Consider the following 22574-nt stretch of genomic DNA (forward strand, 5'->3'; position numbering starts at 1 on the left):
CAATGGGACGAAAAAAATTGGGACGCGCTGAAAAAAGCACATTAGCCGCAATCATCGTTGCCGGTGGCCAAGGCACCCGCATGGGTGGGGTTGATAAGGCCAGTGTGGAAGTCCACGGTGTGCGCTTAGTAGACCGCCTCATCGCCCAGTTACCCATAGATACAGATTATGTGGTGGTCTCCCCGCGCGAACTGGGACTTCCCGCAACTTGTGAGCAGCCACCTTCTGGCGGGCCGGTCGCAGGAATCCACGCGGGATATGAATACCTTATTTTGGACCACCCCGACATTGAGTATCTCGCCATCCTTCCCGTCGATGCCCCGGATTCACCACATATCCTTCCGCCACTCGTAGAAGCTATGAGGGCTGACGCTAGCGCAGGTGTCGCACTAATTCGCAGCCAGGATGGCAGCTTGCAAAATCTCTGTGCTCTATGGCGAACCGATGCTTTGACGCACGCTTTCAAAGAACTTGGTAGCCCCCGCAACCAATCAGTACGGCGCCTGCTCGCCCATGCTGGTCGCATCATTGCGGTTCCCGGCACAGGTCAAGAGCGCGACTATGACACCCGCAAAGAAGCCGATGACTATGCATCTTCAGCCACAGTAAATCTCACACGCGCACAGTTTGGGTGAGTTGTGGATTGACCCCGAATGGAAGATTCAATATCCACGACTGGATCCGTGTTTAATATCGGCCTAGGATGAAAACTGTATTTACTGGCCCGCCCTCATAGAAAGTGATTTCCCCATGGATCTCGGTCTCACTGAAGCCAACACAGTCAAGGACATCCCTACCCTGCAGGCAAACCTCATCCCGCACGCAATTCGCCACGGCGCAATCCACGGCGCGCTGGGAACTCGCCAAGTTGGAGAGTCCCTCATTCTGGTGGCTCCTCACAACCCGGTCCCACTTCTGAAAGAGGTTGAGGCTCGTGAAGAAAGGTTTGAGCTGGAATACCTCAAGGAAGAACCAAAGGAATACCACATCAAGTTCACCCGGATCTCCTAAACCGAACGCTATCCCCTAGCATTTCGTGCGAGTGGCAAACTCAGGCTTTTGGTTATATTCACAAATCAAACATCGTGTTATGATTGTGCAGACTTTAGGCTTAATTTAAGAGGTTAAGAGAGGCATCCTTCCCCCTATGGACGCAGTATTTGCAGCACCGCCTTCAACCACTCGCTTATTCCCCGAATCACTCAGTCTCTCCGCTAAACAGCGTGAGGTTCTTGACACCCTCAACGGTTACCCCAATGGCACTGGCGCTGCCGAAATCTCCACTGTCTTGGGCGTGCATGTCAATACCGTGCGCGGACACTTGGAAGAACTCGAGGAACAAGGTTTGGTCCGCGTTTCTTCCGCTCCCAGCGGTGGACGCGGCCGCCCCACCCTGGTCTTCCAAGTTCGTATGCCTGATGTAGTCGGCGTCGCACAAGAGTATCTATGCCTCATCAAGATCCTGGTCGAAGCCATGGAGCCGGAAGGCGAAATAACTCGAGAGGACCATGCGCGTGCCCGTGATATCGGGCGCCGCTGGGCACAGGAAGTACCTTCCCAGTTGGGTGATACTGATGGCCATGACAATGCCATCGCCTCCCTGCTCATGCTCTTTCGGCAGATGGGGCCTGATCCGCTCAAGCAGCGTGCCCCGCACCCGGTAGAGGAATCCACCGCAGGCACGGTCATTCAGCTCAATGCCTGCCCTCTGGTCAAAGCAGGCTCACAGCCTTCGCAGTTTATTTGCGCTGTGCACGAGGCTTACCTGCGTGAGACTCTAGATGAGCAGCTCAAGGGCAAGATCCGTTTGACGCTGTTTCCGCGCAGCGCCCGCGCATCCTGCGATATTGTCGCGATACCCTGCTCTGCTCACCAGTGCTCCACAGGGGTATCTACTAGCGCGCCATCTGCTAGCGCGTAGCTAGCTCCAAAACCTCCAACACGTGGCGGTAAGGTTTGCCGGTGGCACGGGTCATTCCCAGCTCACAGGTGCGGTTGGTTGACACGTGGTGCTCACCGTCAATTCCTTTGACCTCTGAAGCCTCGCGCGCGGTAGCGCTCGCGGTAAGTTCCGGGTGCAGCATGCCGCGGTCTCCCGCATAGCCACAGCAACCCCAACTAAGTGGAATGTCCACGTCCTTAGCAGCCGCATTCGCTACTGCTTCAATCGCCGGCATCAAACCCAAGTGCTGTGCTGAACAGGTCGGGTGAATAGTCACCGAATCCTGTTGCTTAGTCACCTGCAAATTGCCCACCAGGTGCTCCGCTGTGAAAGCAATGGAATCCACCACGGTGATACCAGTGTCTTTCAGCATCGCAATAAAGCCCTCCGTACAGCTCGACGCATCCACGATGACGGGCAGTGTGCCGCCCTGGGTGGAATCGGCAAGCACTGTGCGCACTCTTTCCTGCATCACCTCATGGCCTTTTGCCATGCCCTTGGATGTCCATGGCGTGCCGCAGCACAGCGAATCAATGCCCTCTGGCACGGAAAGAGCCACCCCGGCGCGCTCGGCAAGGCGGATAAAGGACTCGGTGACACCGATGCCACCCTTTTGCGCGCCGAACATGGCATTAACACACGCCGGCACGTACACTGCTTGGACCTCGGCGGTCTTATCCCCGACTATACTGCCTAGTTTCGAGCGCCGACTGCCACCACTAGGCAATTCGGGTTGATACTGTGGCAAGGTTTCTGTGCCAACTAGCTTGCGGCCAACATCTGTGACTGCTTTGACCAGGCTAGTGGGTAGGCGGTGCGCGCCGCTAAGTGCAACGGAGGCACCCAAGTTGACCGTGGACCAGCCTTGGGCAGCAGTCTTCCAAACGCTTTGTTCAACCGTGTTGGAATCCTCGCGGCGCAGGCGTTTGATGAATTTACCGGTGTCAATGCCCACCGGGCAGGCGCGCAGGCACATCGAATCCACGGCACAAGTCTGTTTGCCCATGTACTCGTAGTCCTTATCCAATTCGGCGACTGTGGCATAGTCGCCTTGCCCCTCAGCTTTAGCGCGCGCCCGGCGCACCACGATGCGCTGGCGTGGGGTCAGCGTTAGATCCTTGGAAGGACAGACCGGTTCGCAGTAGCCGCATTCGACGCAGGTATCAATCTCTTCTTCCACCGTGGGGTTGAGCTTCACATTGCTAATGTGCGCGGTGGGGTCTTCATCTAGGATGACTCCGGGGTTTAGGATCCCGCGCGGGTCAATAGCTTGTTTGAGCTCCTGCATCACTTCATAGAGTTCATCGCCGTATTGACGGCGCACAAAGGGTGCCATCGCACGTCCCGTGCCGTGCTCAGCTTTGAGATTTCCTTCTGCGGACAATATGAGGTCCACCATGTCATCGGTGAAGCTGTTGTAGCGTTTGAGATTGTCTTCGCCTTCGAAACGGTCGGTGAGGAGGAAGTGGATATTGCCGTCTTTAGCGTGGCCGAAGATGACGGCTTCTTCATAGCCATTGGAGTCGAAAAGCTCTTGCAATCCTGCACACGTATTGGCCAGGCGTTCTACTGGAACGGCGACATCTTCCAACAATGCTGTGGTACCTGACGGGCGGGCTTTGGCCACCTTGGCATACAGGCCTTTGCGAAACTGCCATGCGCTGTTGCGGTCGGCAGTCTGGGTGGAAAATGCCGAGGGCTTAAACAATTCCAAGTCCCCCAGTAGCTTTTGTCCAATGTGCTCACGCTCAGCCAGCTCATCTGCTGTTTGGGCATGGTATTCAATGAGCAACGCTGCTTGTTTATCCACATCAAAACCCAGAATGGACTGCGGCGCATCATCAAAGCTCTGCCCGACCTTGATGGATGCTGCATCCATGAGTTCCAACGTAGCAGCGCCCGTGCCCACCAAGTCCGGCAATGCCGAGGTCGCGCCGTGCAGGTCGGCGAATACCGCCACCGTTGTGGTGGCAAGCTTTGCCACTGGGATGGTTTCAAAGATGGCTTCCGCCACAAACGCCAAGGTGCCTTCGGAGCCCACCACGAGGTGCTCCAAGATCTTGGCCGGGCCTTCGAAATCGAGGAAGGAATTCAAGCCATAGCCCATGGTGTTTTTGATGGCGAAGTGCCGCTGAATAATCTCTACCGACTCTGGGTTGTCTTTAACTCTGCGCTGCAACTGCAGCAGCTTTTCGGCCAGCTTCGGCTCAAGCGCATAAAGCTTGGCATCTGCATCATCCGCACTGGTGTCAATGATGGTGCCCGATGGCAGGACTAAAGTTAGCCCGCGCAAGGTTTGATAGGTATTGAATTCCGTACCGCACGCCATGCCAGAAGAATTATTATTGACCACCCCGCCGATGGTCGCGGCCGACTCACTCGCTGGGTCCGGGCCAAGCTTGCGGTTATACAACGCCAAACGCGCATTGACCTGCGCCACGGTCATCCCCGGCTGCACCCGAATGATGCGACCATTATCTTGCACGCTCATATTTCTAAACCCGCGTCGCACATCCACCAACAACCCATCGCCGGAAGCCTGACCCGACAACGATGTGCCACCAGAACGCAACGTCACCGACAAATCATGATCCGCAGCCACCTTGAAGGCATGGGCGACTTCCGTGATATCGGTTGCCACAATGACAGCTTTGGGCACGTTGTAATAGTGCGAGGCGTCGCTGGCATAAGCCACCCGGTCAATTAGGCGCGTGCGCACATCATCATCCGCGATGACAGCACGCAGACTTTCCAGAACTTGGGATTCCAGGGCGCTGTGCACCCCAGTGCCATGGGTGTGCTCGTGATGGTCGTGATGGTCAGGCTGAGAATGTGAAGCATCTGGGGACGCAGTAGTCATGGGAAGGACCTTCTTCGATTGTCTAGCTTGAGTGAATTCACCTGTTGTTCGACCAAGCCCATTGGATGCGCAGCCCGAGCCTGGTGAGATACGAGTGATTTTACTCACCAGCATGGTGGCAGCAATCATGGCCAACCTTAGTTTGAACCAACTCCACCCTCTAAATACCTGCTAAGCCCGGACTTACGATCCGTGCGGGTGTTAACCTTAATTTGTACTTAAACACGTAAATTGCCGTTTAATTTGGAGAAAACATGAGGACCCGAGTCCTTCCAGCTTTGGCCATCGTTGCAGTTGCGACTGCACTGACTGCCTGCTCAGATTCCGCAGATTCCGCGGAAGCACCAGCGGAAAAGGTCGAGCTCAACCTCCTGGCAGCATCTTCCACCCGAGTTTTCAATGAAGAACTCGAAGCGCAGGCCGCAGAGCTTGATCCATCAGTCTCCTTGCTCATCAACAACGCCGGATCATCAACTCTGGTGCAGCAGCTTGTCGATGGCGCGCCGGGCGATGTTCTGATCACTGCGGATAAAAAGAACATGACGGATGCGCAGGATGCCGACGTGGTCAATGATCCAGTGCAGCTGGCCTCTAATGTGATGGTCATGGTTGTTCCAGCAGGAAACCCAGCGGGTCTAGAATCCGTTGAGGACATCACGGAAGACACCACCTTCGTGCTGTGTGACCCACAGGTTCCTTGTGGCACCGTATCTGAGTCCATCATTGAAGCTAAGGGCCTGGATGTCACCGCTGATTCCCTGGAGCACCAGGTAGCAGACGTGCTGGGCAAGGTCACCTCTGGTGAAGCTGACGCCGGCTGGGTATATGCCACCGATGCTGCCGCTGCCGGAGATGCAGTAGAGGTCATCGAAATCGAAGGCGCTGAAGAATTTACCAACAGCATCTTCGGCGCAGTGGTTGCTGAGTCTGAAAATCCGGAGTCCGCACAACAGCTGCTGGATCTGCTGGCTGATGACTTTGATTCGGTCTGGACCGACTACGATTTTACCCCAGAAGACTAATTTTCTAATGACTCTGGTGCACAATGAATTCCTCCCCTGCTAACACCGCAGCGAGTGGCACTGCCATGGCTTCGCAGCTCAAGACAGTCACGCATAAAGTACCGGTGCTATTTGTAGCAATCGGCATCATTGCGATTGCCTACATTGCTTTTCCGGTCATCGCGCTCGCGCTGCGTGTGCCTTGGGGAGATTTCTCTGAGATAGCCTCCGTGCCAGAGACAATAGAGCTGCTCAAGACCACATTGTCAGCAGCAGCACTGTCCACCATCATTGCCACGGTGTTGGGCATTGGCTTGGCGCTGTGGTTATCACAACTGCGTCGCGGGGCATCTGCCGTCCGGCTTTTAGTGTATTTGCCGCTGGCCATGCCGCCGGTGGTATCTGGCCTGGCACTGACCGCGTTTGTGGGCCGCCGCGGTTTGCTTGCCCCCGTGCTTGATTTCTTCGGTTGGCAATTAGCCTTCGCCTTTCCCGGCGTTGTGGCAGCCCACGTGTTTGTCACACTCCCCTTCGTTGTGGTGGCGGTTGATTCCGCGCTGCGGCAGATAGATTCTGAGATCACCGCCTCCGCGCGCGGTGTCGGCATTGGCCAATGGATGATTCTAGGCCGCATCACGCTGCCCACTATCGCCCCGGCAATCTTGACGGGCTTGGGACTAGCTTTTGCGCGCTCCCTCGGCGAATTTGGCACCACCGTCACCTTTGCTGGTTCCATGCCTGGTGTTACCCGCACCCTGCCGCTGGGAATCTATCTTGAGCGTGAGATCAGTGCGGAAAATGCCTACGCGTTATCTGCCATCCTGATCGGCATTGCGGTGCTCAGCCTCATCGTGGCTGGCCTGCCCATGCTATTTTCGCGCCAGGCAACACAAAAGGCGCAGGTTCTCGGGTTCATGGATGTGGAAAAACTCAGAGAGCTCACAAAGCCGGACGTGACAGGTCCTGACATTAAAGTGACCTCCAACGGGCAAACCACACACTTTCCATCCGGTGAGACCACCACCGTGATTGGCATGAATGGCTCCGGCAAGACCACCCTGATGAGCCTGATTGCTGGGCGTTTAACCTCCGCCAATTTCACCTTGCACGATAATCCGAAGGTAGTCCTGCTCACGCAGAACCCCGGTCTGCCCAAGAACGCGAGCGTCAACCAGGCCATCACCATGGTAACTAGGAGTTCAGCACGGACAGCAGAGCTTCTTGCTGCTGCCGGACTCTCGGCGCTGAGTGATGTTCGTGTCTCTACGCTTTCTGGTGGTCAGGCTGCGCAAGTCGCGCTCGTGCGCGCACTCGCAGCGCGCCCGCAAGCACTCATTTTGGACGAGCCACTCGCCGCGATTGATGTGTCTTCTGCTGCTCGCTGGCGCCGTTTCCTACACGCAACTGCCACTGACCGCACCACCCTGTTGGTCACGCATAATGCGTTGGATGTTGCCGGGCTGTCTCACAACATCGCCGTAATGGAAGCAGGACGCGTCGTGGCATTTGGCCCCACGAATGAGATTCTCAGCGTTCCGCCCACCTCTTTCGTAGCAGACATTGCCGGGCTAAACCGCTTGACTGGCACCATCCAGTCGATCGACGCAGACGGCCAGACCGTCATCAATTCCCACAACCAGGACATCCATGGCGTACTAGAGATTCGAACCAGCCCACCGGAATCCGTTCTATCAGAAGTGTCTCCATCGAAGGGTGAAAAAGCCACTGTGGTCTTCTCCCCTTATGACGTGCAGCTGCACTTAGAACCTTTGGGCAAGACCCCCGGCGCCACTACTATTCGCGGCACGGTGCACTCTGTCACCGCTGACAGCTTGTCCCAGTTAAGCGTGAGCGTGCGAGTGGGCAGTGAACTCATCACCGTACCGGTGGACGCCTCACACGCACTTAATGCCTCAATCAACTCCGTCGATGAAGTTGATTGCACCATCGACATTTCTAAAGTTCGCGTCTACCAGCACTAGTTCCGTTCCATGGCGTTGCTGGAATAGACCACGGGTGATGCGCACAAGAAAGCTCCATGCCGAATGCTGTTTTTAAATCAGCGGCATGGAGCTTTTCCATTTTGAGGCGTTCAAACCTAAATTTTTTGGCGTGAACGCTAAGCTTCGGCTTTGAAGCTTAAGCCTGGGTGACCTCGACGGTGACAGGACCTGCGACTTCGAGTTCGATAACGCGCAGTTCCTGGGAGCGTGCGTCCTCGAGTATTTCTTCATCGATAGGTTCGGTGTGCAACACCATCACGGTTGGGCCAGCACCTGACAGGTAGGCGGCGTAGCCACGGTTGCGTAGACGATTAACCCACTCTGCAGTAACCGGCAAAACATCTGAACGGTAAGGCTGGTGCAAGCGGTCACGCGTGCCCTCCCACAGCAGCTCTGGGTAGCTTTGCAGCGCTGCAACCTGAACCGCGGTTCGGGAGACGTTGAATGCTGCGTCGCCGTGCGTGACGTGTGAAGGAAGCACTCGGCGCACCGCCTGCGTGGAGGCGTGGAAGTTAGGAACCAGCGCGGTGGCGCGAATGTCCTTGTGCACCTTGATCTGTGCTGCCTTGTACTGCGGTTGGGAACGGCCATCCACCGGGATGGTCGTCCACGACACCACAGCCTGGCCTAGTACGGAAGCTGCAGCATTATCAGGGTGGCCCTCAAACGCCGAGGACAGCTGCACAATCTGCGCATCATCCAAAGGGAAACCCGCCAACGCATTGGCCGCAACCACACCGGCCACTGCAGCCGAAGCCGAAGAACCCAAGCCGCGAGACTGCGGAATGTTGTTGGTCGAAACAATGCGCAGGCCAGGCGCCTCAACATCGGCAGCCTTCAAGCCAGAGCGAATGGCCTTGACCACCAGGTGCGAACCATCACGCGGAAGGTCCTCTTCGCCTTCGCCGAAGATCTCCACCTTCAAACCGGATGGGATGATTTCAACTTCGACGGTGTCATAAATGGACACTGCCATGCCCAACGTGTCATAGCCTGGGCCTAAGTTCGCGGAAGAACCGGGAACAGAGACTACAACCTTGGTGCCAACTTCTAATTCAGTACTCATAATTGGACTATCTTAGCCGTGATCAGCGCACTAGCTATCAAGACGGAGGACAGACTTTACTTCCTTAACCACATCGAGGTTAGTCAGGGTCTCCACGATGTTGCGCAGAACTGCCTCACGCGCGGTGTGGGTAACCACGATCAAGCGTGCGTCGTCTTCGGAGCCTTCCTGACGGACGGTGCGCAAGGAAACGCCGTTGGCTGCGAACTCAGAAGAGATGGCTGCCAAAACTCCGGTGCGCTCATCCACCTGCATATCAATGTGGTAGCAGGTCAATGCCTCACCAGCATCAGCAATTGGCAGATTAGCGTAGGTGTTGTCCTCTGGCGCACGACCACCGTGAACAATGTTGCGGCTTGCGCCAACAATGTCACCAACAACAGCAGATGCGGTTGGGTAGCCACCAGCGCCGTTACCGTAGAACATCAAAGAACCGGCTGCTTCTGCTTCGACAAAGATTGCATTGTATGACTCAGAAACAGTAGCCAATGGGTGTTCCTTCGGTACCAAAGTTGGGTGAACTCGAGCATTAACTGCCTCGGTACCATCTTCACGGGTCACGCGCTCACAGATAGCAAGAAGCTTGATGGTGTAGCCAGCTTGGTTAGCTGCGGCGATATCTTCGGAGGTGACATTTGAGATGCCTTCGCAGTACACGTCTTCAAAGTTCACGCGGGTGTAAAAACCAAGCGATGCCATAATTGCTGCCTTAGACGCAGCATCATGACCTTCAACGTCAGCGGTTGGATCTGCTTCGGCGTATCCCAGGCGGGTTGCCTCAGCCAGTGCATCATCATAGGTGGCACCGGTGGTTTCCATGGCATCCAAGATGAAGTTGGTGGTGCCGTTGACAATGCCGGAGATGCGCTGCACATGGTCACCTGCCAGGGAGCGGCGCAGCATGCCGACAACTGGGATTGCTGCGGCAACTGCAGCCTCAAAGTAGAGGTCAACACCAGCGGCATCGGCAGCCGCGGCAAGCTCATCAGCGTGCGCTGCCACGAGGGCCTTGTTTGCGGTTACTACGGACTTGCCCGCGTTAAGCGCTGCCAACACCAGTTCGCGTGGGTAATCAATACCGCCGATAACCTCAACCACCAAGTCGACGTCATCGCGAGCAATCAGCCCACGAGCATCATCAGTGATCAGCTCATCCGGCACACCCGGACGCTTCTTAGCCAGGTCAGAGACCGCAATACCGCGAACCTCAACTGGGCCGCCAATGCGCTGCGTGTAGTCATTCGCATAGTCGGTCAGAAGACGAAAGACTTCTGCGCCAACGGTGCCGAAGCCCAAAAGCGCAATCCCTACTGGCTGACCTTCACCCTTGCCGGTGCGGTTGAGATCTTGGACGTTCGAAGACATGCGTACTCCCCAAATTTACGTGTTGTGAGATGTGAATTTCATTCCATGGCCATCATACAGAACAAGCGGTCTATTTCAGCCTCTGGGCTTGGATTTAGTGGCATACGAAGACGGTAGAAAAGTGCGCCAATGCCTAATACCAGTACCGATGACGGGCAAGCTTGCCACAATTAAGAGAATATAAGTTTTCCTAACCCTGCTTCAGACTTACTTAACACGAGGTTTATGTGTCAAAACTGAATAAAATACGCCGGAACAGTAGTGATGCTCCGGCGTATTCGTGGTGCTGCTGGGCTGCGTTACGCCTAGCTGATGGTGTGTGTTTTGGTTGTGCGCATTTAGTCCACTTCGAGCGACAACAGGTCGTCGAGGGTCTCGCGGCGCAACATTGGCTTAATCATGCCGGCACGAACTGCAACTACCGCTGGGCGGAATGCGGCGTTGTAGCGTGAGCTCATCGAATAGCTATAAGCGCCCGTTGCTGCCGTGGCCAGGAAGTCCCCTGCTGCGACGTCGTTGGGCAGGCTGATGTTTTCAATGAGGATATCGCCGGATTCACAGTGCGAACCAACCACGCGGGATGGAATTTCCTCGCCATCGGTATAGCGATTGATCACGCGTGCGTCGTACTCCGCTCCATATAGAGCGGGGCGAATGTTATCACTCATGCCTCCATCGACAGCCACGTAGCGACGCTGCGGCGTTGCCGAATCACCAGTGGTGACGTCCTTGATCACGCCAACTTCGTAAACGGTCACAGCGGATGCGCCGACCAACGCACGGCCTGGTTCCACCAAAACGGTTGGTGGTTCGATGCCGAGTTCATCGGCAGTGTGTGCAACTGCTGCCAGCAAGTCCTTGGACACTGCCTTGATGTCCAATGGAGATTCATGCGCGGTGTATGGAATGCCGTAGCCGCCGCCCAAATCAATCTCTTTGAGCGCGTAGCCCAGTTCATTGTGGATCTGGCTGTATAGGGCCATGATGCGCTCTGCTGCAAGCTTAAAGCCTTCGGCATCAAAGACCTGGGAACCAACATGGCAGTGCAGACCAACCAAGGTGAGGTTTTCCGCGCGCAGGCACGCCTGCGCTGCAGCGAAGGCTTCACCGGTAGCCAAGGAGATGCCGAATTTCTGGTCTTCATGGCTGGTAGCAATGAACTCATGGGTGTGTGCATCCACACCTGGGGTCACGCGGATCAGAACCGGCTGGACACGCTGTGCCTTCGCTGCGATCAGATCCAGCAGTTCCAGTTCCTGCGCGGAGTCTATGACCACATGTCCAACCTGTGCCTCAACGCAGGCGCGCAAGAAGTTCGCTGACTTGTTGTTTCCATGCACAGTAATGCGCTCAGCCGGAAAATCCGCTGCTAGCGCGATACGCAGCTCACCCAAGGAAGCAACGTCCATCGCAAGACCTTCTTCGTTGACCCAGCGCGCGATGCGCTTGGACAGGAAAGCTTTCGACGCATAGTGCACGCGCTCCGGTGCGCCGAAGGCCTCTGCCATATCACGGCAGCGGGAACGGAAATCATCTTCATCAAAGACCATGACCGGGGTGCCGTATTCTTCTGCAATTTCAGAAAGCGGCACGCCACCAATAGTTACTTCGCCATCTTCCTGGCGCTGGGCATTGCGTGGCCACACCTGGGCCGGTAGTTCATTGAAATCAGCCATAAAATTACATCTTCTCCGGTGCTGAAACGCCGACCATGCCCAGGGCATTGGCCAGGACCTGACGGGTTGCCTGAGCCAGCGCAAGACGAGCACCATGAATTGGCTCCGCCTCTTCCCCAGCCTTGGGCAAGATCTGGCACTGGTCATAGAACTTGTGGAAGACCGATGCGAGCTCCTCCGCGTAGCGCGCAACACGGTGAGGTTCACGCAGTTCAGCTGCTTCTGCCACCACTGCTGGGAACTCGCCCAAGGTGCGGATGAGGTCGCCCTCACGCTCGTGGGTTAACAGCGCCAAGTCCGCGGAATCGGAATTCACGCCGACTTCTTCAGCCTTGCGCTGGATGGAGCACAGACGCGCATGGCCGTATTGCACGTAGTACACCGGGTTATCGGAGGACTGTGCAGCCCACAGCGCCAGGTCAATGTCGATGGACTGATCAACGGAAGAACGCACCAGGGAGTAACGCGCTGCGTCCACACCGATTGCCTCAACCAAGTCATTCATGGTGATGACGGTGCCAGCACGCTTGGACATCTTCACCGCCTGGCCGTTGCGCAACAGGTTCACCATCTGGCCAATGAGAACCTCAACAGCATCCGCGTCATAGCCCAATGCAGCTGCCGCTGCCTTCAGACGTGGCACATAACCGTGGTGGTCAGCGCCCAGCATGTAGATGTTCAGGTTGTGGCCGCGGTCAAACTTGTCCGCAACATACGCGATATCACCAGCAATGTATGCAGCATTGCCATCAGACTTGATAACTACGCGGTCCTTGGAATCGCCGTAATCGGTGGATTTTAGCCACCACGCGCCCTCACCCTGATACATCTGACCAGAGTTCTTGAGCTGCTCAATCGCCTTATCAACAGCGCCGGATTCGAACAGAGAATTCTCATGGAAGTAGACATCAAAGTCCACACCGAATTCGCGCAGGTCCGACTTGATCTGCTCAAACATCATCTCCACACCCAAGGAACGGAAGTTCTCCTGTACCTCTTCAACAGACCCTTCCAGGGCATCCGCTTTCTGCGCGATGACATCGGCAGCAATGTCGTGGATGTACTGTCCGCCGTAACCATCTTCAGGGGTGGGTTCGCCCTTGGCCGCAGCAACCAGGGAGCGAGCGAAACGGTCGATTTGGCCACCGTGATCATTGAAGTAGTACTCACGGGTCACAACCGCGCCGGCTGCTTCAAAGATACGACCCAAAGAGTCACCCACAGCTGCCCAGCGGGTACCGCCCAAGTGGATTGGGCCAGTTGGGTTCGCAGAGACGAACTCAAGGTTGACTTTAACGTCGGCCATGGCCTCGCCGTGGCCATATTGTTCACCAGCGGCAGCAATCTTGGCAACAATCTCACCCTGTGCGGCCGCAGCGAGACGAATATTCAAAAAGCCTGGACCAGCAATCTCTGCAACATCAATCGCGTCTGATTCAGCCAAAGCTTCAGCCAACCACGTCGCCAGTTCGCGTGGGTTTACGCCAGCCTTCTTCGCAACCTGCAACGCAACATTGGTGGCGTAATCGCCGTGCTCTGGGTTGCGTGGTCGCTCTACCGTGACAGTGTCAGGCAAAACAGATGCGTCTAGATCATGGCGTTCAAAGACCGTCGAAGCGGACTCTTTGATCAATTGGGCTAAATCAGCTGGAGTCATAGCACAGTAGTTTAACGCACTGGTGTTGTAACTACTGAAGAGAGTTCCTCAGGCGCCTCTCAGGGTGGACACACAGCGGGCGCGCAGTGCCGACCCACTCTTTTGGGTGCGCCGTTTTCAGACCCTTTCAAGCAGACATTTCGCGGTCAAATTTCTTCAAAAAAGTGGATTTATCCGGAAATACCCTCAACGAAGCGGGTAGATGGGGGTGGATTGCTTGAAACTTATTGTTACTTCTGTCACAATTGCAGAAATGTCTAGCGAGATCAAACAAATATTTGGAAGTATTGCTAACGATCTACAGTTGGAGTGAGGGTACTCACACATGATTATCCATCATAAATTCCACCATCCATCCCCGTGATTTAAGGAAACCACCTTGGAGAGATTTACTATTGATACAGTCGCCATCGGCGGTAGTTTGGGATTAACCGCGCTGGTATCCACAATTCCCCTGCTGACGTTCTTCGTAATGCTGTTGGGCGTCAAGGCTCGTGCCCATACTTCGGGTGCTGTGGCACTGATTGTTTCTATTCTTGTAGCGCTGTTCGGCATGGGAATGCCCGTTGACTTGGCGCTGTCATCCGCAGGACGCGGTGCACTCTTTGGTCTGCTGCCAATCGTGTTCGTGATTGTCATGGCAATTTGGTTCTATGAAATCACGGTTGCATCGGGTCGCTTTGAGGACTTGCGTCGGACTTTTGACATCCTCGGTGGGGGCGATATCCGAATTCAGGCGATCTTGATTGCTTTCTGTTTCGGTGGTCTTTTGGAAGCCCTGGCTGGTTTCGGCGCACCGGTTGCTATTACCGCGACCATGATTTTGGCGCTGGGGGTTCCGCCACTGCGCGCGGCAACAGTCGTACTTATTGCAAACACGGCACCGGTGGCATTCGGTGCGGTTGCAATTCCAATCACCACCGCCGGTGAAGTTGGTGGACGTACCCTAGAACAGACGGAAAACATTGCGGCCATCGTCGGCCACCAGGCACCATTTCTGGCTTTCATCGTGCCTTTCATCATCTTGTTCGTCCTCGACGGCTTCCGCGGCGTGAAGGAAGCAGCCCCAGCTGCATTTGTCATTGGCCTGTCTTTCGCAATCGCACAGTGGGCGGCATCGAACTTCTTCGCGTACCAGCTCACCGACGTTGTGGCTTGTATCGTCTCACTGGGCGCAGCCTTCGCGTTCTTGCGCGTATGGGATCCAAAGGGCGTGCCAGAGCTGCGTGAGCGCCTCAACGTTGGGCCACATGAGACCGATATTGATCTTCCAGGCCGCCGTATCTGGATGGCATTGATGCCTTATGCCGTTGTGACCCTTATCTTCGGCCTTGCCAACCTTGGTTCCTGGCTGCCAGGTCTTTTGTCCCAGGTCACCGTTTCCTTCAACTGGCCGCTGCTCACGGGCACTCTTGCGGACGCCAACGGTGCCGAGGTTAACACCGCCTACTCCATCGCGGTACTCAGCAACCCTGGTTCCTTGCTGCTCATCTCCGGCATCATCGTCGCGGTCTTCTACAGCATTTTCAACGACAACGGAAAGTACCCACTGAAGGCCGGCCAGGTCTGGGGTGCTTTTACTGACACCGCATTCCGCATGCGCTGGGCAGCACTGACCATCGTGCTGGTGCTGGCGCTTGCCTATGTCATGAACTACTCCGGCCAGACCGTGGCCATGGGCGAATACCTGGCAGCCCTCGGCGGCATCTTCGCCTTCCTCGCACCGGTTCTGGGTTGGATTGGTACCGCAGTCACCGGCTCTGACACTTCTGCCAATGCACTATTTAGTAAGTTGCAGGTCACCGCCGCAAACAACATTGGCATTAACCCAGACCTCCTACTGGCAGCTAACACCGTAGGTGGCGTGACCGGCAAGATGATCTCCCCGCAGTCGCTGGCCATCGCTGCAACCGCCGTGCAGATGGAAGGCGAAGAGTCCAAGATCTTCAAGGCAGTTATTGGTTATTCCACCTTCTTCCTAATCCTGCTGTGTATCTTGGTCTTCCTGCAAACCAACGTTTTGAGCTTCATGGCACCGGTAGTCGGCTAGTTCAATTTCCGAAAAGCTCGAACGCGCAATGGACCATCAACCGCAGCTTTCCGCAATACTAGTGTTGCGGAAATAGCCGCTGGCCATCGCTAATTTCAATTCACTGAAATGCGCCCGTTTTCAGGCTTTCGCGGGTAGCATGAAGTGTACAAACCCTTCGAATACAGCTCGTTGACTTTATGTGCGTGCCCACCCCCATGACGCGCACACGAGTGAGGGACGAAAAGGAGCAGAATTTTGCGTATCGCATTATTTTCAACATGCATTGGAGACTCTCTGTTTCCTGATGCACACAAAGCAACCGCCATCATTTTGGCCCGCCTAGGCCACGAGGTGGTCTTCCCCGAGGAACAAACCTGCTGCGGGCAGATGCACATCAACACCGGCTACCAAAAGCAGGCCTTGGGCATGATCCGCACTTATAACGACGCTTTCGCGGATCCTTCCATTGACTATGTTGTGGCCGCGTCTGGTTCCTGTGTTGGCGCGGTGCGCGAGCAGCACGTCCGCCTAGCAGACCGCTTCGGTTCTTCCGCAGACGTGGATGGCTCCAAGCAGGCCTCCCAGAAAACCTTGGACCTGCCGGAGTTCTTGGTTGATATCGCCGGAGTCACCAATGTCGGCGCATTCTTCCCACACAAGGTCACCTACCATTCTTCCTGCCACGGACTGCGCTTTCTCAAACTGGCAGACCGGCCCTATCAGCTTCTGCGGGAAGTTGAGGGAATCGATCTTGTTGAGCTTGCCAATGCCGAAGAGTGCTGCGGTTTCGGCGGCACCTTCGCCATTAAAAACGCTGAGACTTCCCAGGCGATGGTCTCTGACAAGGTTCGCCACATCAAAGAGACCGGCGCAGAATACGTCACCGGCGGTGACTCCTCCTGCCTGATGAACATCGGTGGTTCTCTATCGCGCCAGCAAACCGGTGTCCGCGCAGTCCACATGGCAGAGATTTTGGCTTCCACAAAGGAGCACCCGTGGACGCCCACCACCGCCGTCTACTCCAGGGAGAAGATGCTCTAATGGCTACCTTTCTAGACACCACTCCACCGCGAGCGCCGGAGGACTACGGCAATCTGCGTGGTGAGCGCGGGTTTGTTCCCGCCGCCCACGATGGCCTGAACAATGCCACCCAGCGCCGCAATTTGCTGCACGCCACCACCACTATTCGCAACAAGCGCCAGCATGCAGTCGATGAGATTGATGATTGGCAGGATCTGCGTGATGCCGGTTCCGGCATCAAAGAAGACGTGGCAGCACGCTTGCCGGAGTTGCTTGAGCAGTTTGAGAAGTCCGTGACCGCCCGCGGCGGCATTGTGCACTGGGCGCGGGATGCCAAAGAGGCCAATGACATCATCACGGATCTCATTCGTGAGACCGGTGAGACTGAGGTGGTCAAGGTCAAGTCCATGGCCACCCAGGAAACGGGGCTCAATGAGCACTTGGAAGAAGTCGGCATCCACGCCCAGGAAACCGACCTCGCGGAGCTCATCGTGCAGCTTGGCGATGACAAACCATCGCACATCTTGGTCCCCGCCATCCACCGCAACCGCGCGGAAATTCGGGACATCTTTGTTAATAAGATGCCCAATACGGATGACTCGCTGTCCACCAACCCGCCGGAGCTCGCGGAAGCAGCGCGACTGTTTCTGCGCGAGAAGTTCATGAAGGCCAAGGTTGCAATCTCTGGCGCAAACTTCGGTATCGCAGAAACTGGCAATGTCTGCGTCGTAGAATCCGAAGGCAATGGCCGCATGTGCCTGACCATGCCAGAGACGCTGATTACCCTGATGGGTATCGAAAAGCTGCTGCCCACTTTCCAAGACCTGGAAGTGTTCATGCAGCTGCTCCCCCGCTCTTCTACCGCTGAGCGCATGAATCCTTATACCTCTTTGTGGTCGGGTGTGACAGACGAAGACGGGCCCAAGAACTTCCACATTGTCCTCCTGGATAATGGCCGCACCGCTGCATTATCCAGTGAGATTGGTTCCAAGGCACTCAAGTGCATTCGCTGTTCCGCGTGTCTAAATGTGTGCCCGGTTTATGAGCGCGCCGGCGGGCACGCCTACGGTTCTGTGTATCCCGGCCCCATCGGAATCGCGCTCACCCCGCAGCTGACAGGCATGAAGGATCATCATGATCCATCGGCAAGCTTGCCTTATGCCTGCTCACTGTGCGGGCGCTGCGATGAGGTCTGCCCCGTGAAGATCCCGCTGTCTGATGTCATCTTGGAAAACCGCTACCAAAAGGTCACCCATGCCACCCCGCCGGTGGAATCCAAGCTGTTCAAAGTTGTGGAAATGGCGTGGAAGAACCCATTTTTGTGGAACCAGATCACGCGCATGGTCTTTGCCGGCCGCGTGCTGGGTGGGTTCAACGGCGTAATTGAATCCCTGCCGCTGTTTATGTCTGGCTGGTCTGATGGCCGCAATACCGCGGTGCCTCCGAAGAAATCTTTCCGCCAGTGGTTTGATTCCGATGATGCGCAAGCGTTGCTCGCTGCCGCACGCGCCGAGGGTATTCCGCAAAACAACCTGCAGAAAGAGGAGAAATAGATTATGGCTTCTGCAAAATCTGAGATCCTCGCGCGCATTCGCACCGCGCAAAAATCCGCCAAGTTGCCGGAATTTGTTAATGCCCCGCGCAACTATGTGGTTTCTGGCACCACGGATGCTGAGCAGCTGCGTGAGCTGCTTATTGATCGCCTCGAGGACTACAAAGCCGACGTGCATGTGTGCGCAGAAGCTGACCTGGCATCCACCGTGGTGGGCATTTTGGAGCAGCGCCAGTGCCGCACGGTTCGCTTTGCTCCAGGCATGGATGCACAGCTTTTCGATGCCTTCGCGGGCGACGCCGCCGCCGACGACGCATCGGTCGACCCACGTGAGCTGGACTCAGTCGACGCGGTGATTACCGAGTCCACGGTGTCTTGTGCGCAGACCGGAACCATTGTGTTGGAATCAGGTGAGACCAACGGCCGCCGCGCGCTAACCTTGGTCCCCGACCGCCACGTGTGTATTGTGCGCAGTTCAGACATTGTTTTCGGCGTGCCAGAGATGGTTGCTCGAATCAATCCGGAACGCCCGGCAGCGCTGGTGTCCGGCCCTTCGGCGACCTCCGATATTGAGCTCTCCCGTGTCGAGGGCGTGCATGGGCCGCGTGACCTGATTGTGGTCATTGTGAAATAGCAAGAGCTTCGGCGCAAAGGGGCGCTGCGGGGATGGATCTCCAAGGGATTTTCTCGCAGCGCCTTTTTGTTATCTAATTTTCATTTCCCGTTCGGGGTTATACGCCCTTCATCGTGGCCATGAAACTGCTAGGGTTTGCTAAGGAACATTTGAACTTAGTGATAATTCCACAGACTATTTTTCAGGAGACAGCGCGTGAAAGCCCAACGTCTAGTTGTTGCTGCGGTCGCAGCACTCACAGCAATGTTAGCGCCGCCAGTCGCGGCACAGGCCCAAGAATCTTCCCCTGCAATTACCTGGGAAGAATGCCCACCGCAGGTCAACCACTCAGGCGCTGAGTGCGGACGAATCGATGTCCCGACCTACTACTCTGATCCTTCCAAGGGATCCATCAGCGTTGGTTTCGTCCGCGTCAAGGCACTGGACCAATCCGCCAAACGTGGCGTGCTCTTTGGCAACCCAGGTGGCCCGGGCGGTGACGCCTACTCCTACGTGGCGAATGACGCCATGGTGTGGCCAGAAGAAATCCGTCAGGAATGGGACTTCGTTGGCGTGCAGCCACGTGGTTTGCCTGGATCCACCCCAGTAGACTGCACCGCCCCTGGCGGCGATGACATGGATGCCATGCTGAACATGGGTGCCTACATTCGCACCTCCTGTGAGAAGGCAACCCCGGGCTATACCAACTCACTAACCACTGAGAACACCGCTCGCGATTGGGAGATGGTGCGCCAAGCTCTCGGTGAGGAAAAGCTGTCCGTGATGGGTCTTAGCTACGGCACTTTCCTCGGCTCCACCTATGCAACCTTGTACCCACAGCACACCGACCGCGTAGTGCTGGATTCCGCGATGAAGCCATCTGCTGCATGGAACGGCATCTTGGCTTCCCAGGAAGCTGGCTACAACAACGCGCTCAATGATTTTTTCACCTGGATGGCAGACAATGACGCCACCTACAAGGCGGGTAATACTCCGCTGAAGGTCTATGAGCGCTGGTCCCGCGTGATTGCCCGCGAGGCAGGCGCACGCCCAACGGCTCTTCCTCCAGGAGCGGAGCTTGGTGACTTGCCACCAGGGCTCGAATTCGCTGGCCAGCCAGGCGCGGACATCATGACCGCCACCGGCCCGCTGCGTGTCCAAGGTGAGAACCTGCGTGACGCAGCCCTTAACCCGGGCGCAAACCAGGCCTACTCCGTGACGTTGAGCCTGACCCGTGGTCTGGTTCCTCTCGCTGCTGAGTGGGATACCTTGGCAAAGCACATCAACGGCACCGCACGCATCGATCAGGGCTACAGCGGCATGAGCGCTGAGGAAATCGAATTGCAGCAGGCACAGCTGATTCAGGGACAGTCATTCCAAAACCTCATCATCTGTAATGAGAACACCGTTCCGGCGGACTACGCTGCCATTCCAAGCTTTGTGTGGAACAACTACGTCGTGGGTGATATCTTCGCAGCTCCACCCGCAATGTTCGCGTCCGGCGCGGCCTGCAACGGCCGTGGCGAGGTGACCAAGAACCCAACCTTGAACGGATCCAAGCTGGAGGTTCGCCCGCTGCAGATTAACGCGACCGGTGACCCACAGACGCCTTACCGCTACCACGGTGAGATGGCGCGTCAGATGAACTCTCACGTCGTGACTGTTCACGGTCCTGGCCACGGCCACGTCGCTGCCGGCAACGAGGTTGTTGATGACATTGTGGTGGAATACCTGCGCACCGGAAACGCAACTGTTTCCAACGCACCGGGCCTGCATTCCTAGTGTGAGGGTCGGTTTCATAGCCACGAAGTTCATAGGCTAGAATTACACCGTTGCTTGAATCAAGCAGCGGTGTAATTTGTCTCCGTAGCTCAGCGGATTAGAGCATCGGTTTCCGGTACCGAAGGTCGCAGGTTCGATCCCTGTCGGGGACACAAATTATTTTAATCACCTAACTATTCAGCATTTCTCGTGCAGGTAGTTAGGTGTTTTCATTTGTGCAGGCTGGCCTGTCTGCAGATCAAAATATCCCAGCGCATGTGCAATGCGCTGGGATATTTTAAAAGCTTAAGGAACTAAATTAGACCTGAGCTGCTACGTCAATCATCCACATGCCGTAGAGCAGAGCGCCCAGACCAATGGTCATGGCAGCTGCTGCTGGAATCCACGCGAGAAACTCACGAACGATACCGTCTTCGGCGTCACGAGCTTCTGCCTCGTGTACATCACTTTCATGACGTGTTAATTCAGACATTCTTAATCCTCCGACTCACCTGAGCGCTATTAAACTTTCCTCATCATAACAGGAATTTTTCAATTCTAAACCTTTAATAAATGGGCGCCTACCCCATTCACGTGTAGGTCAAAATGACTAGTCGGATTCCGTTACGCGTGCCGAGCCATCATCAGACTCCAGGGCATCCACGAATACGTCGCGGTCAGCAAACATAGCTTCCAGGTTGTCTTCCTCGCCAACAATCCACAGGCCAGTGGTTTCATCAAAAGTTAGCGCGGCTTCTGGATGAGAATCCAAGATGGACTCCATCGCTGCTTCCTGTTCTTCGCTTGGTTCCGCGGTCTCAAAGACGGCCGGATCCCCGATGATTTTAGACTGCTCTGGAAAGGCAGTGATTGAATATTTTTGGTATTGCTTCTCAGGACGCTCAAATAGCTCTTGGCTCATCATGCGCCTGATTCTACCCCGCACCTATCCCCTGTCATTCGCTGGGCAAAATACAAACCGCACTCGGGATGCCAGTGACATCACCGAGTGCGGTACGCGGAGGGTCTGAAGGTGTCTACTAGCTTGAATGAGCCTCCACCGGTTGCTGCTATTAGTCACCCGCTGGGATAACTACCCACAGAACCAAGTACAGCAGCAGCTGTGGTCCTGGAAGCAGGAAGGACAGCAAGAACAGAACGCGGACTAGCGTTGCGTCAATGTTGTAGGTTTCTGCAATTCCGCCGAGAACACCAGCAACGTACTTGTTGGTGGCTGAACGGCGAAGGCTACGACGGTGGACTGGCTGCTCGTTGTACTGACCGTATTGGTTAGACATAATGTCTCACTTCTCCTCATGGGTGTATGTGCCAACCTGGCACTAACTGTTTTTCGCTACACCCATAATTAAACGCATCTGAGATGCTTCGCGCATCGGGGATCCACCCTGAGTTTTCACTGATATTGTTCAGCAACCTACCCTTAGGACTTTCCGCGGAGAGTCCGACCTGCGTTAGAAGCTAACTAGCATTCCCCGTAACCAGGAACGTTGTTGACATCCAAGATGCCCTTGAGGAAACGCTGCAAGGATGGGACATCTTCTGGCTTCAAATGGTCAAAGACCAAGCGGCGCACTGATTCCACATGGTCTGGTGCCGAAGATTCCAGGCGGCGTGCGCCCTCATCGGTCAAGCAGACCATTACGCCACGAGCATCGCCCTCACTCTTGCACTTATTGACAAAGCCACGGCGTTCCATTCGCGTGACCTGGTGAGAAGTTCGGGAACGGTCCCATTCCAGGAAGTTGCACAGCTCTCGAAGACGCATTTGATGATTTTCTGCGTCGGACAAAGTCGCCAATACCGCAAATTCCGGCATGGAGAGTTCCCCACCAGCTTGCAAGGTATTTTCCATACCCCGATCTAGTTTTCGTGTAGCGGCAAGAATTAGCTGCCACAGTTCTTGCTCTTCGTCGCTTAACCACCGCGGCTGTTCAATCATAGGAGATAATTTACCCTAATTTTTTAGAAAGGTTTATAGGTGTGACTATTTGGAGTCCCGAATCAT

General features: G+C 55.6%; 19 protein-coding genes, 1 tRNA gene and 1 pseudogene. 12 read left to right on the plus strand and 9 right to left on the minus strand.

Going from position 1 to position 22574, the window contains the following annotated elements; all coding sequences use genetic code 11:
* Nucleotides 1-2 precede the first annotated feature (2 nt).
* The 3 genes from mobA (at nt 3) to CCASEI_RS08725 (ending at nt 1921) form a co-directional block, all read left to right on the plus strand.
* A complete protein-coding gene (mobA, locus tag CCASEI_RS08715; RefSeq protein ID WP_025387728.1) occupies nt 3-635 on the plus strand; it encodes a molybdenum cofactor guanylyltransferase in 633 nt (210 codons plus the stop codon).
* Nucleotides 636-750: 115 nt separating this feature from the next.
* Entirely contained in the window at nt 751-1011 is a 261-nt protein-coding gene (locus CCASEI_RS08720; protein WP_025387729.1) for a DUF2249 domain-containing protein, read from the plus strand.
* Between the two features lie 136 nt (nt 1012-1147).
* On the plus strand, nt 1148-1921 hold the full coding sequence (locus CCASEI_RS08725; protein WP_006823395.1) for a helix-turn-helix domain-containing protein: 774 nt from the start codon (nt 1148-1150) through the stop codon (nt 1919-1921).
* Here the strand turns inward: CCASEI_RS08725 and CCASEI_RS08730 are convergent.
* Nucleotides 1911-4802, minus strand: a complete 2892-nt coding sequence (locus tag CCASEI_RS08730) for an FAD-binding and (Fe-S)-binding domain-containing protein (protein WP_025387730.1) — start codon at nt 4800-4802, stop codon at nt 1911-1913. The two genes, CCASEI_RS08725 and CCASEI_RS08730, sit on opposite strands and share 11 nt — an antisense overlap.
* 254 nt (nt 4803-5056) lie before the next feature.
* On the opposite strand from CCASEI_RS08730, the gene modA reads away from it, so the two are divergent.
* Nucleotides 5057-5824: a molybdate ABC transporter substrate-binding protein gene (modA, locus tag CCASEI_RS08735; protein ID WP_025387731.1), complete on the plus strand. Its 768-nt coding sequence runs from the start codon at nt 5057-5059 to the stop codon at nt 5822-5824.
* A gap of 23 nt (nt 5825-5847) precedes the next feature.
* Nucleotides 5848-7785 (plus strand): ATP-binding cassette domain-containing protein, encoded by a 1938-nt coding sequence (locus tag CCASEI_RS08740; RefSeq protein WP_081748481.1) that lies wholly within the window; start codon nt 5848-5850, stop codon nt 7783-7785.
* 157 nt (nt 7786-7942) lie between these two features.
* Here CCASEI_RS08740 and thrB read toward each other — a convergent pair whose 3' ends face one another.
* The 4 genes from thrB to argS all read right to left on the minus strand — a co-directional run bounded on the left by thrB (nt 7943) and on the right by argS (nt 13570).
* Nucleotides 7943-8872: a homoserine kinase gene (gene thrB / locus CCASEI_RS08745; RefSeq protein WP_006823399.1), complete on the minus strand. Its 930-nt coding sequence runs from the start codon at nt 8870-8872 to the stop codon at nt 7943-7945.
* Nucleotides 8873-8902: 30 nt separating this feature from the next.
* Nucleotides 8903-10237 carry a homoserine dehydrogenase gene (locus tag CCASEI_RS08750; protein ID WP_006823400.1) on the minus strand — a complete coding sequence of 445 codons (1335 nt, stop codon included), beginning with the start codon at nt 10235-10237 and terminating at the stop codon, nt 8903-8905.
* Nucleotides 10238-10575: 338 nt separating this feature from the next.
* The gene (gene lysA, locus CCASEI_RS08755; RefSeq protein ID WP_006823401.1) at nt 10576-11913 is read right to left on the minus strand and encodes a diaminopimelate decarboxylase; all 1338 of its coding nucleotides are present in this window, start codon (nt 11911-11913) and stop codon (nt 10576-10578) included.
* Between the two features lie 4 nt (nt 11914-11917).
* Nucleotides 11918-13570, minus strand: coding sequence for an arginine--tRNA ligase (argS, locus tag CCASEI_RS08760; protein ID WP_025387733.1), 1653 nt, complete (start codon nt 13568-13570; stop codon nt 11918-11920).
* 379 nt (nt 13571-13949) lie between these two features.
* Here argS and CCASEI_RS08765 point away from each other — a divergent pair, with 379 nt between their 5' ends.
* From CCASEI_RS08765 to CCASEI_RS08790, 7 genes and pseudogenes are all read left to right on the plus strand, one after another.
* Nucleotides 13950-15620: an L-lactate permease gene (locus tag CCASEI_RS08765; RefSeq protein WP_025387734.1), complete on the plus strand. Its 1671-nt coding sequence runs from the start codon at nt 13950-13952 to the stop codon at nt 15618-15620.
* 237 nt (nt 15621-15857) lie between these two features.
* Nucleotides 15858-16643: a (Fe-S)-binding protein gene (locus tag CCASEI_RS08770; protein ID WP_006823404.1), complete on the plus strand. Its 786-nt coding sequence runs from the start codon at nt 15858-15860 to the stop codon at nt 16641-16643.
* Nucleotides 16643-18175 carry a LutB/LldF family L-lactate oxidation iron-sulfur protein gene (locus CCASEI_RS08775; RefSeq protein ID WP_025387735.1) on the plus strand — a complete coding sequence of 511 codons (1533 nt, stop codon included), beginning with the start codon at nt 16643-16645 and terminating at the stop codon, nt 18173-18175. Before CCASEI_RS08770 ends, CCASEI_RS08775 begins: the two co-directional genes overlap by 1 nt.
* A 3-nt stretch (nt 18176-18178) precedes the next feature.
* Complete coding sequence (locus CCASEI_RS08780) at nt 18179-18808, plus strand: LutC/YkgG family protein (protein WP_006823406.1); 630 nt, start codon at nt 18179-18181, stop codon at nt 18806-18808.
* Nucleotides 18809-19315: 507 nt separating this feature from the next.
* A pseudogene (locus CCASEI_RS15700) lies at nt 19316-19732 on the plus strand (alpha/beta fold hydrolase); the annotation flags it as partial.
* A gap of 543 nt (nt 19733-20275) precedes the next feature.
* On the plus strand, nt 20276-20569 hold the full coding sequence (locus tag CCASEI_RS15705; RefSeq protein ID WP_404825304.1) for an alpha/beta hydrolase: 294 nt from the start codon (nt 20276-20278) through the stop codon (nt 20567-20569).
* Between the two features lie 78 nt (nt 20570-20647).
* Nucleotides 20648-20721 (plus strand) — tRNA-Arg (locus CCASEI_RS08790).
* Nucleotides 20722-20867: 146 nt separating this feature from the next.
* On the opposite strand, the gene CCASEI_RS15230 is transcribed toward CCASEI_RS08790, so the two are convergent.
* The 4 genes from CCASEI_RS15230 to CCASEI_RS08805 form a co-directional block, all read right to left on the minus strand.
* A complete protein-coding gene (locus CCASEI_RS15230; RefSeq protein ID WP_006823408.1) occupies nt 20868-21041 on the minus strand; it encodes a hypothetical protein in 174 nt (57 codons plus the stop codon).
* A gap of 117 nt (nt 21042-21158) precedes the next feature.
* A complete protein-coding gene (locus CCASEI_RS08795; protein WP_006823409.1) occupies nt 21159-21473 on the minus strand; it encodes a hypothetical protein in 315 nt (104 codons plus the stop codon).
* 148 nt (nt 21474-21621) lie between these two features.
* Nucleotides 21622-21846 (minus strand): PspC domain-containing protein, encoded by a 225-nt coding sequence (locus CCASEI_RS08800; RefSeq protein ID WP_006823410.1) that lies wholly within the window; start codon nt 21844-21846, stop codon nt 21622-21624.
* Nucleotides 21847-22031: 185 nt separating this feature from the next.
* A complete protein-coding gene (locus tag CCASEI_RS08805) occupies nt 22032-22508 on the minus strand; it encodes a MarR family winged helix-turn-helix transcriptional regulator (RefSeq protein WP_006823411.1) in 477 nt (158 codons plus the stop codon).
* Between the last annotated feature and the right edge of the window lie 66 nt (nt 22509-22574).

The sequence above is a fragment of the Corynebacterium casei LMG S-19264 genome, assembly GCF_000550785.1.
GTDB classification, from domain to species: Bacteria; Actinomycetota; Actinomycetes; order Mycobacteriales; family Mycobacteriaceae; genus Corynebacterium; species Corynebacterium casei.

Excerpts from the sequence above, each read along its gene's own strand:
- mobA (WP_025387728.1), top strand. The coding sequence starts at position 3 with ATGGGACGAAAAAAATTGGGACGCGCTGAAAAAAGCACATTAGCCGCA.
- CCASEI_RS08720 (WP_025387729.1), top strand. The coding sequence starts at position 751 with ATGGATCTCGGTCTCACTGAAGCCAACACAGTCAAGGACATCCCTACC.
- CCASEI_RS08725 (WP_006823395.1), top strand. The coding sequence starts at position 1,148 with ATGGACGCAGTATTTGCAGCACCGCCTTCAACCACTCGCTTATTCCCC.
- CCASEI_RS08730 (WP_025387730.1), bottom strand. The coding sequence starts at position 4,802 with ATGACTACTGCGTCCCCAGATGCTTCACATTCTCAGCCTGACCATCAC.
- modA (WP_025387731.1), top strand. The coding sequence starts at position 5,057 with ATGAGGACCCGAGTCCTTCCAGCTTTGGCCATCGTTGCAGTTGCGACT.
- CCASEI_RS08740 (WP_081748481.1), top strand. The coding sequence starts at position 5,848 with ATGAATTCCTCCCCTGCTAACACCGCAGCGAGTGGCACTGCCATGGCT.
- thrB (WP_006823399.1), bottom strand. The coding sequence starts at position 8,872 with ATGAGTACTGAATTAGAAGTTGGCACCAAGGTTGTAGTCTCTGTTCCC.
- CCASEI_RS08750 (WP_006823400.1), bottom strand. The coding sequence starts at position 10,237 with ATGTCTTCGAACGTCCAAGATCTCAACCGCACCGGCAAGGGTGAAGGT.
- lysA (WP_006823401.1), bottom strand. The coding sequence starts at position 11,913 with ATGGCTGATTTCAATGAACTACCGGCCCAGGTGTGGCCACGCAATGCC.
- argS (WP_025387733.1), bottom strand. The coding sequence starts at position 13,570 with ATGACTCCAGCTGATTTAGCCCAATTGATCAAAGAGTCCGCTTCGACG.
- CCASEI_RS08775 (WP_025387735.1), top strand. The coding sequence starts at position 16,643 with ATGGCTACCTTTCTAGACACCACTCCACCGCGAGCGCCGGAGGACTAC.
- CCASEI_RS08780 (WP_006823406.1), top strand. The coding sequence starts at position 18,179 with ATGGCTTCTGCAAAATCTGAGATCCTCGCGCGCATTCGCACCGCGCAA.
- CCASEI_RS15705 (WP_404825304.1), top strand. The coding sequence starts at position 20,276 with ATGTTCGCGTCCGGCGCGGCCTGCAACGGCCGTGGCGAGGTGACCAAG.
- CCASEI_RS15230 (WP_006823408.1), bottom strand. The coding sequence starts at position 21,041 with ATGTCTGAATTAACACGTCATGAAAGTGATGTACACGAGGCAGAAGCT.
- CCASEI_RS08795 (WP_006823409.1), bottom strand. The coding sequence starts at position 21,473 with ATGATGAGCCAAGAGCTATTTGAGCGTCCTGAGAAGCAATACCAAAAA.
- CCASEI_RS08800 (WP_006823410.1), bottom strand. The coding sequence starts at position 21,846 with ATGTCTAACCAATACGGTCAGTACAACGAGCAGCCAGTCCACCGTCGT.
- CCASEI_RS08805 (WP_006823411.1), bottom strand. The coding sequence starts at position 22,508 with ATGATTGAACAGCCGCGGTGGTTAAGCGACGAAGAGCAAGAACTGTGG.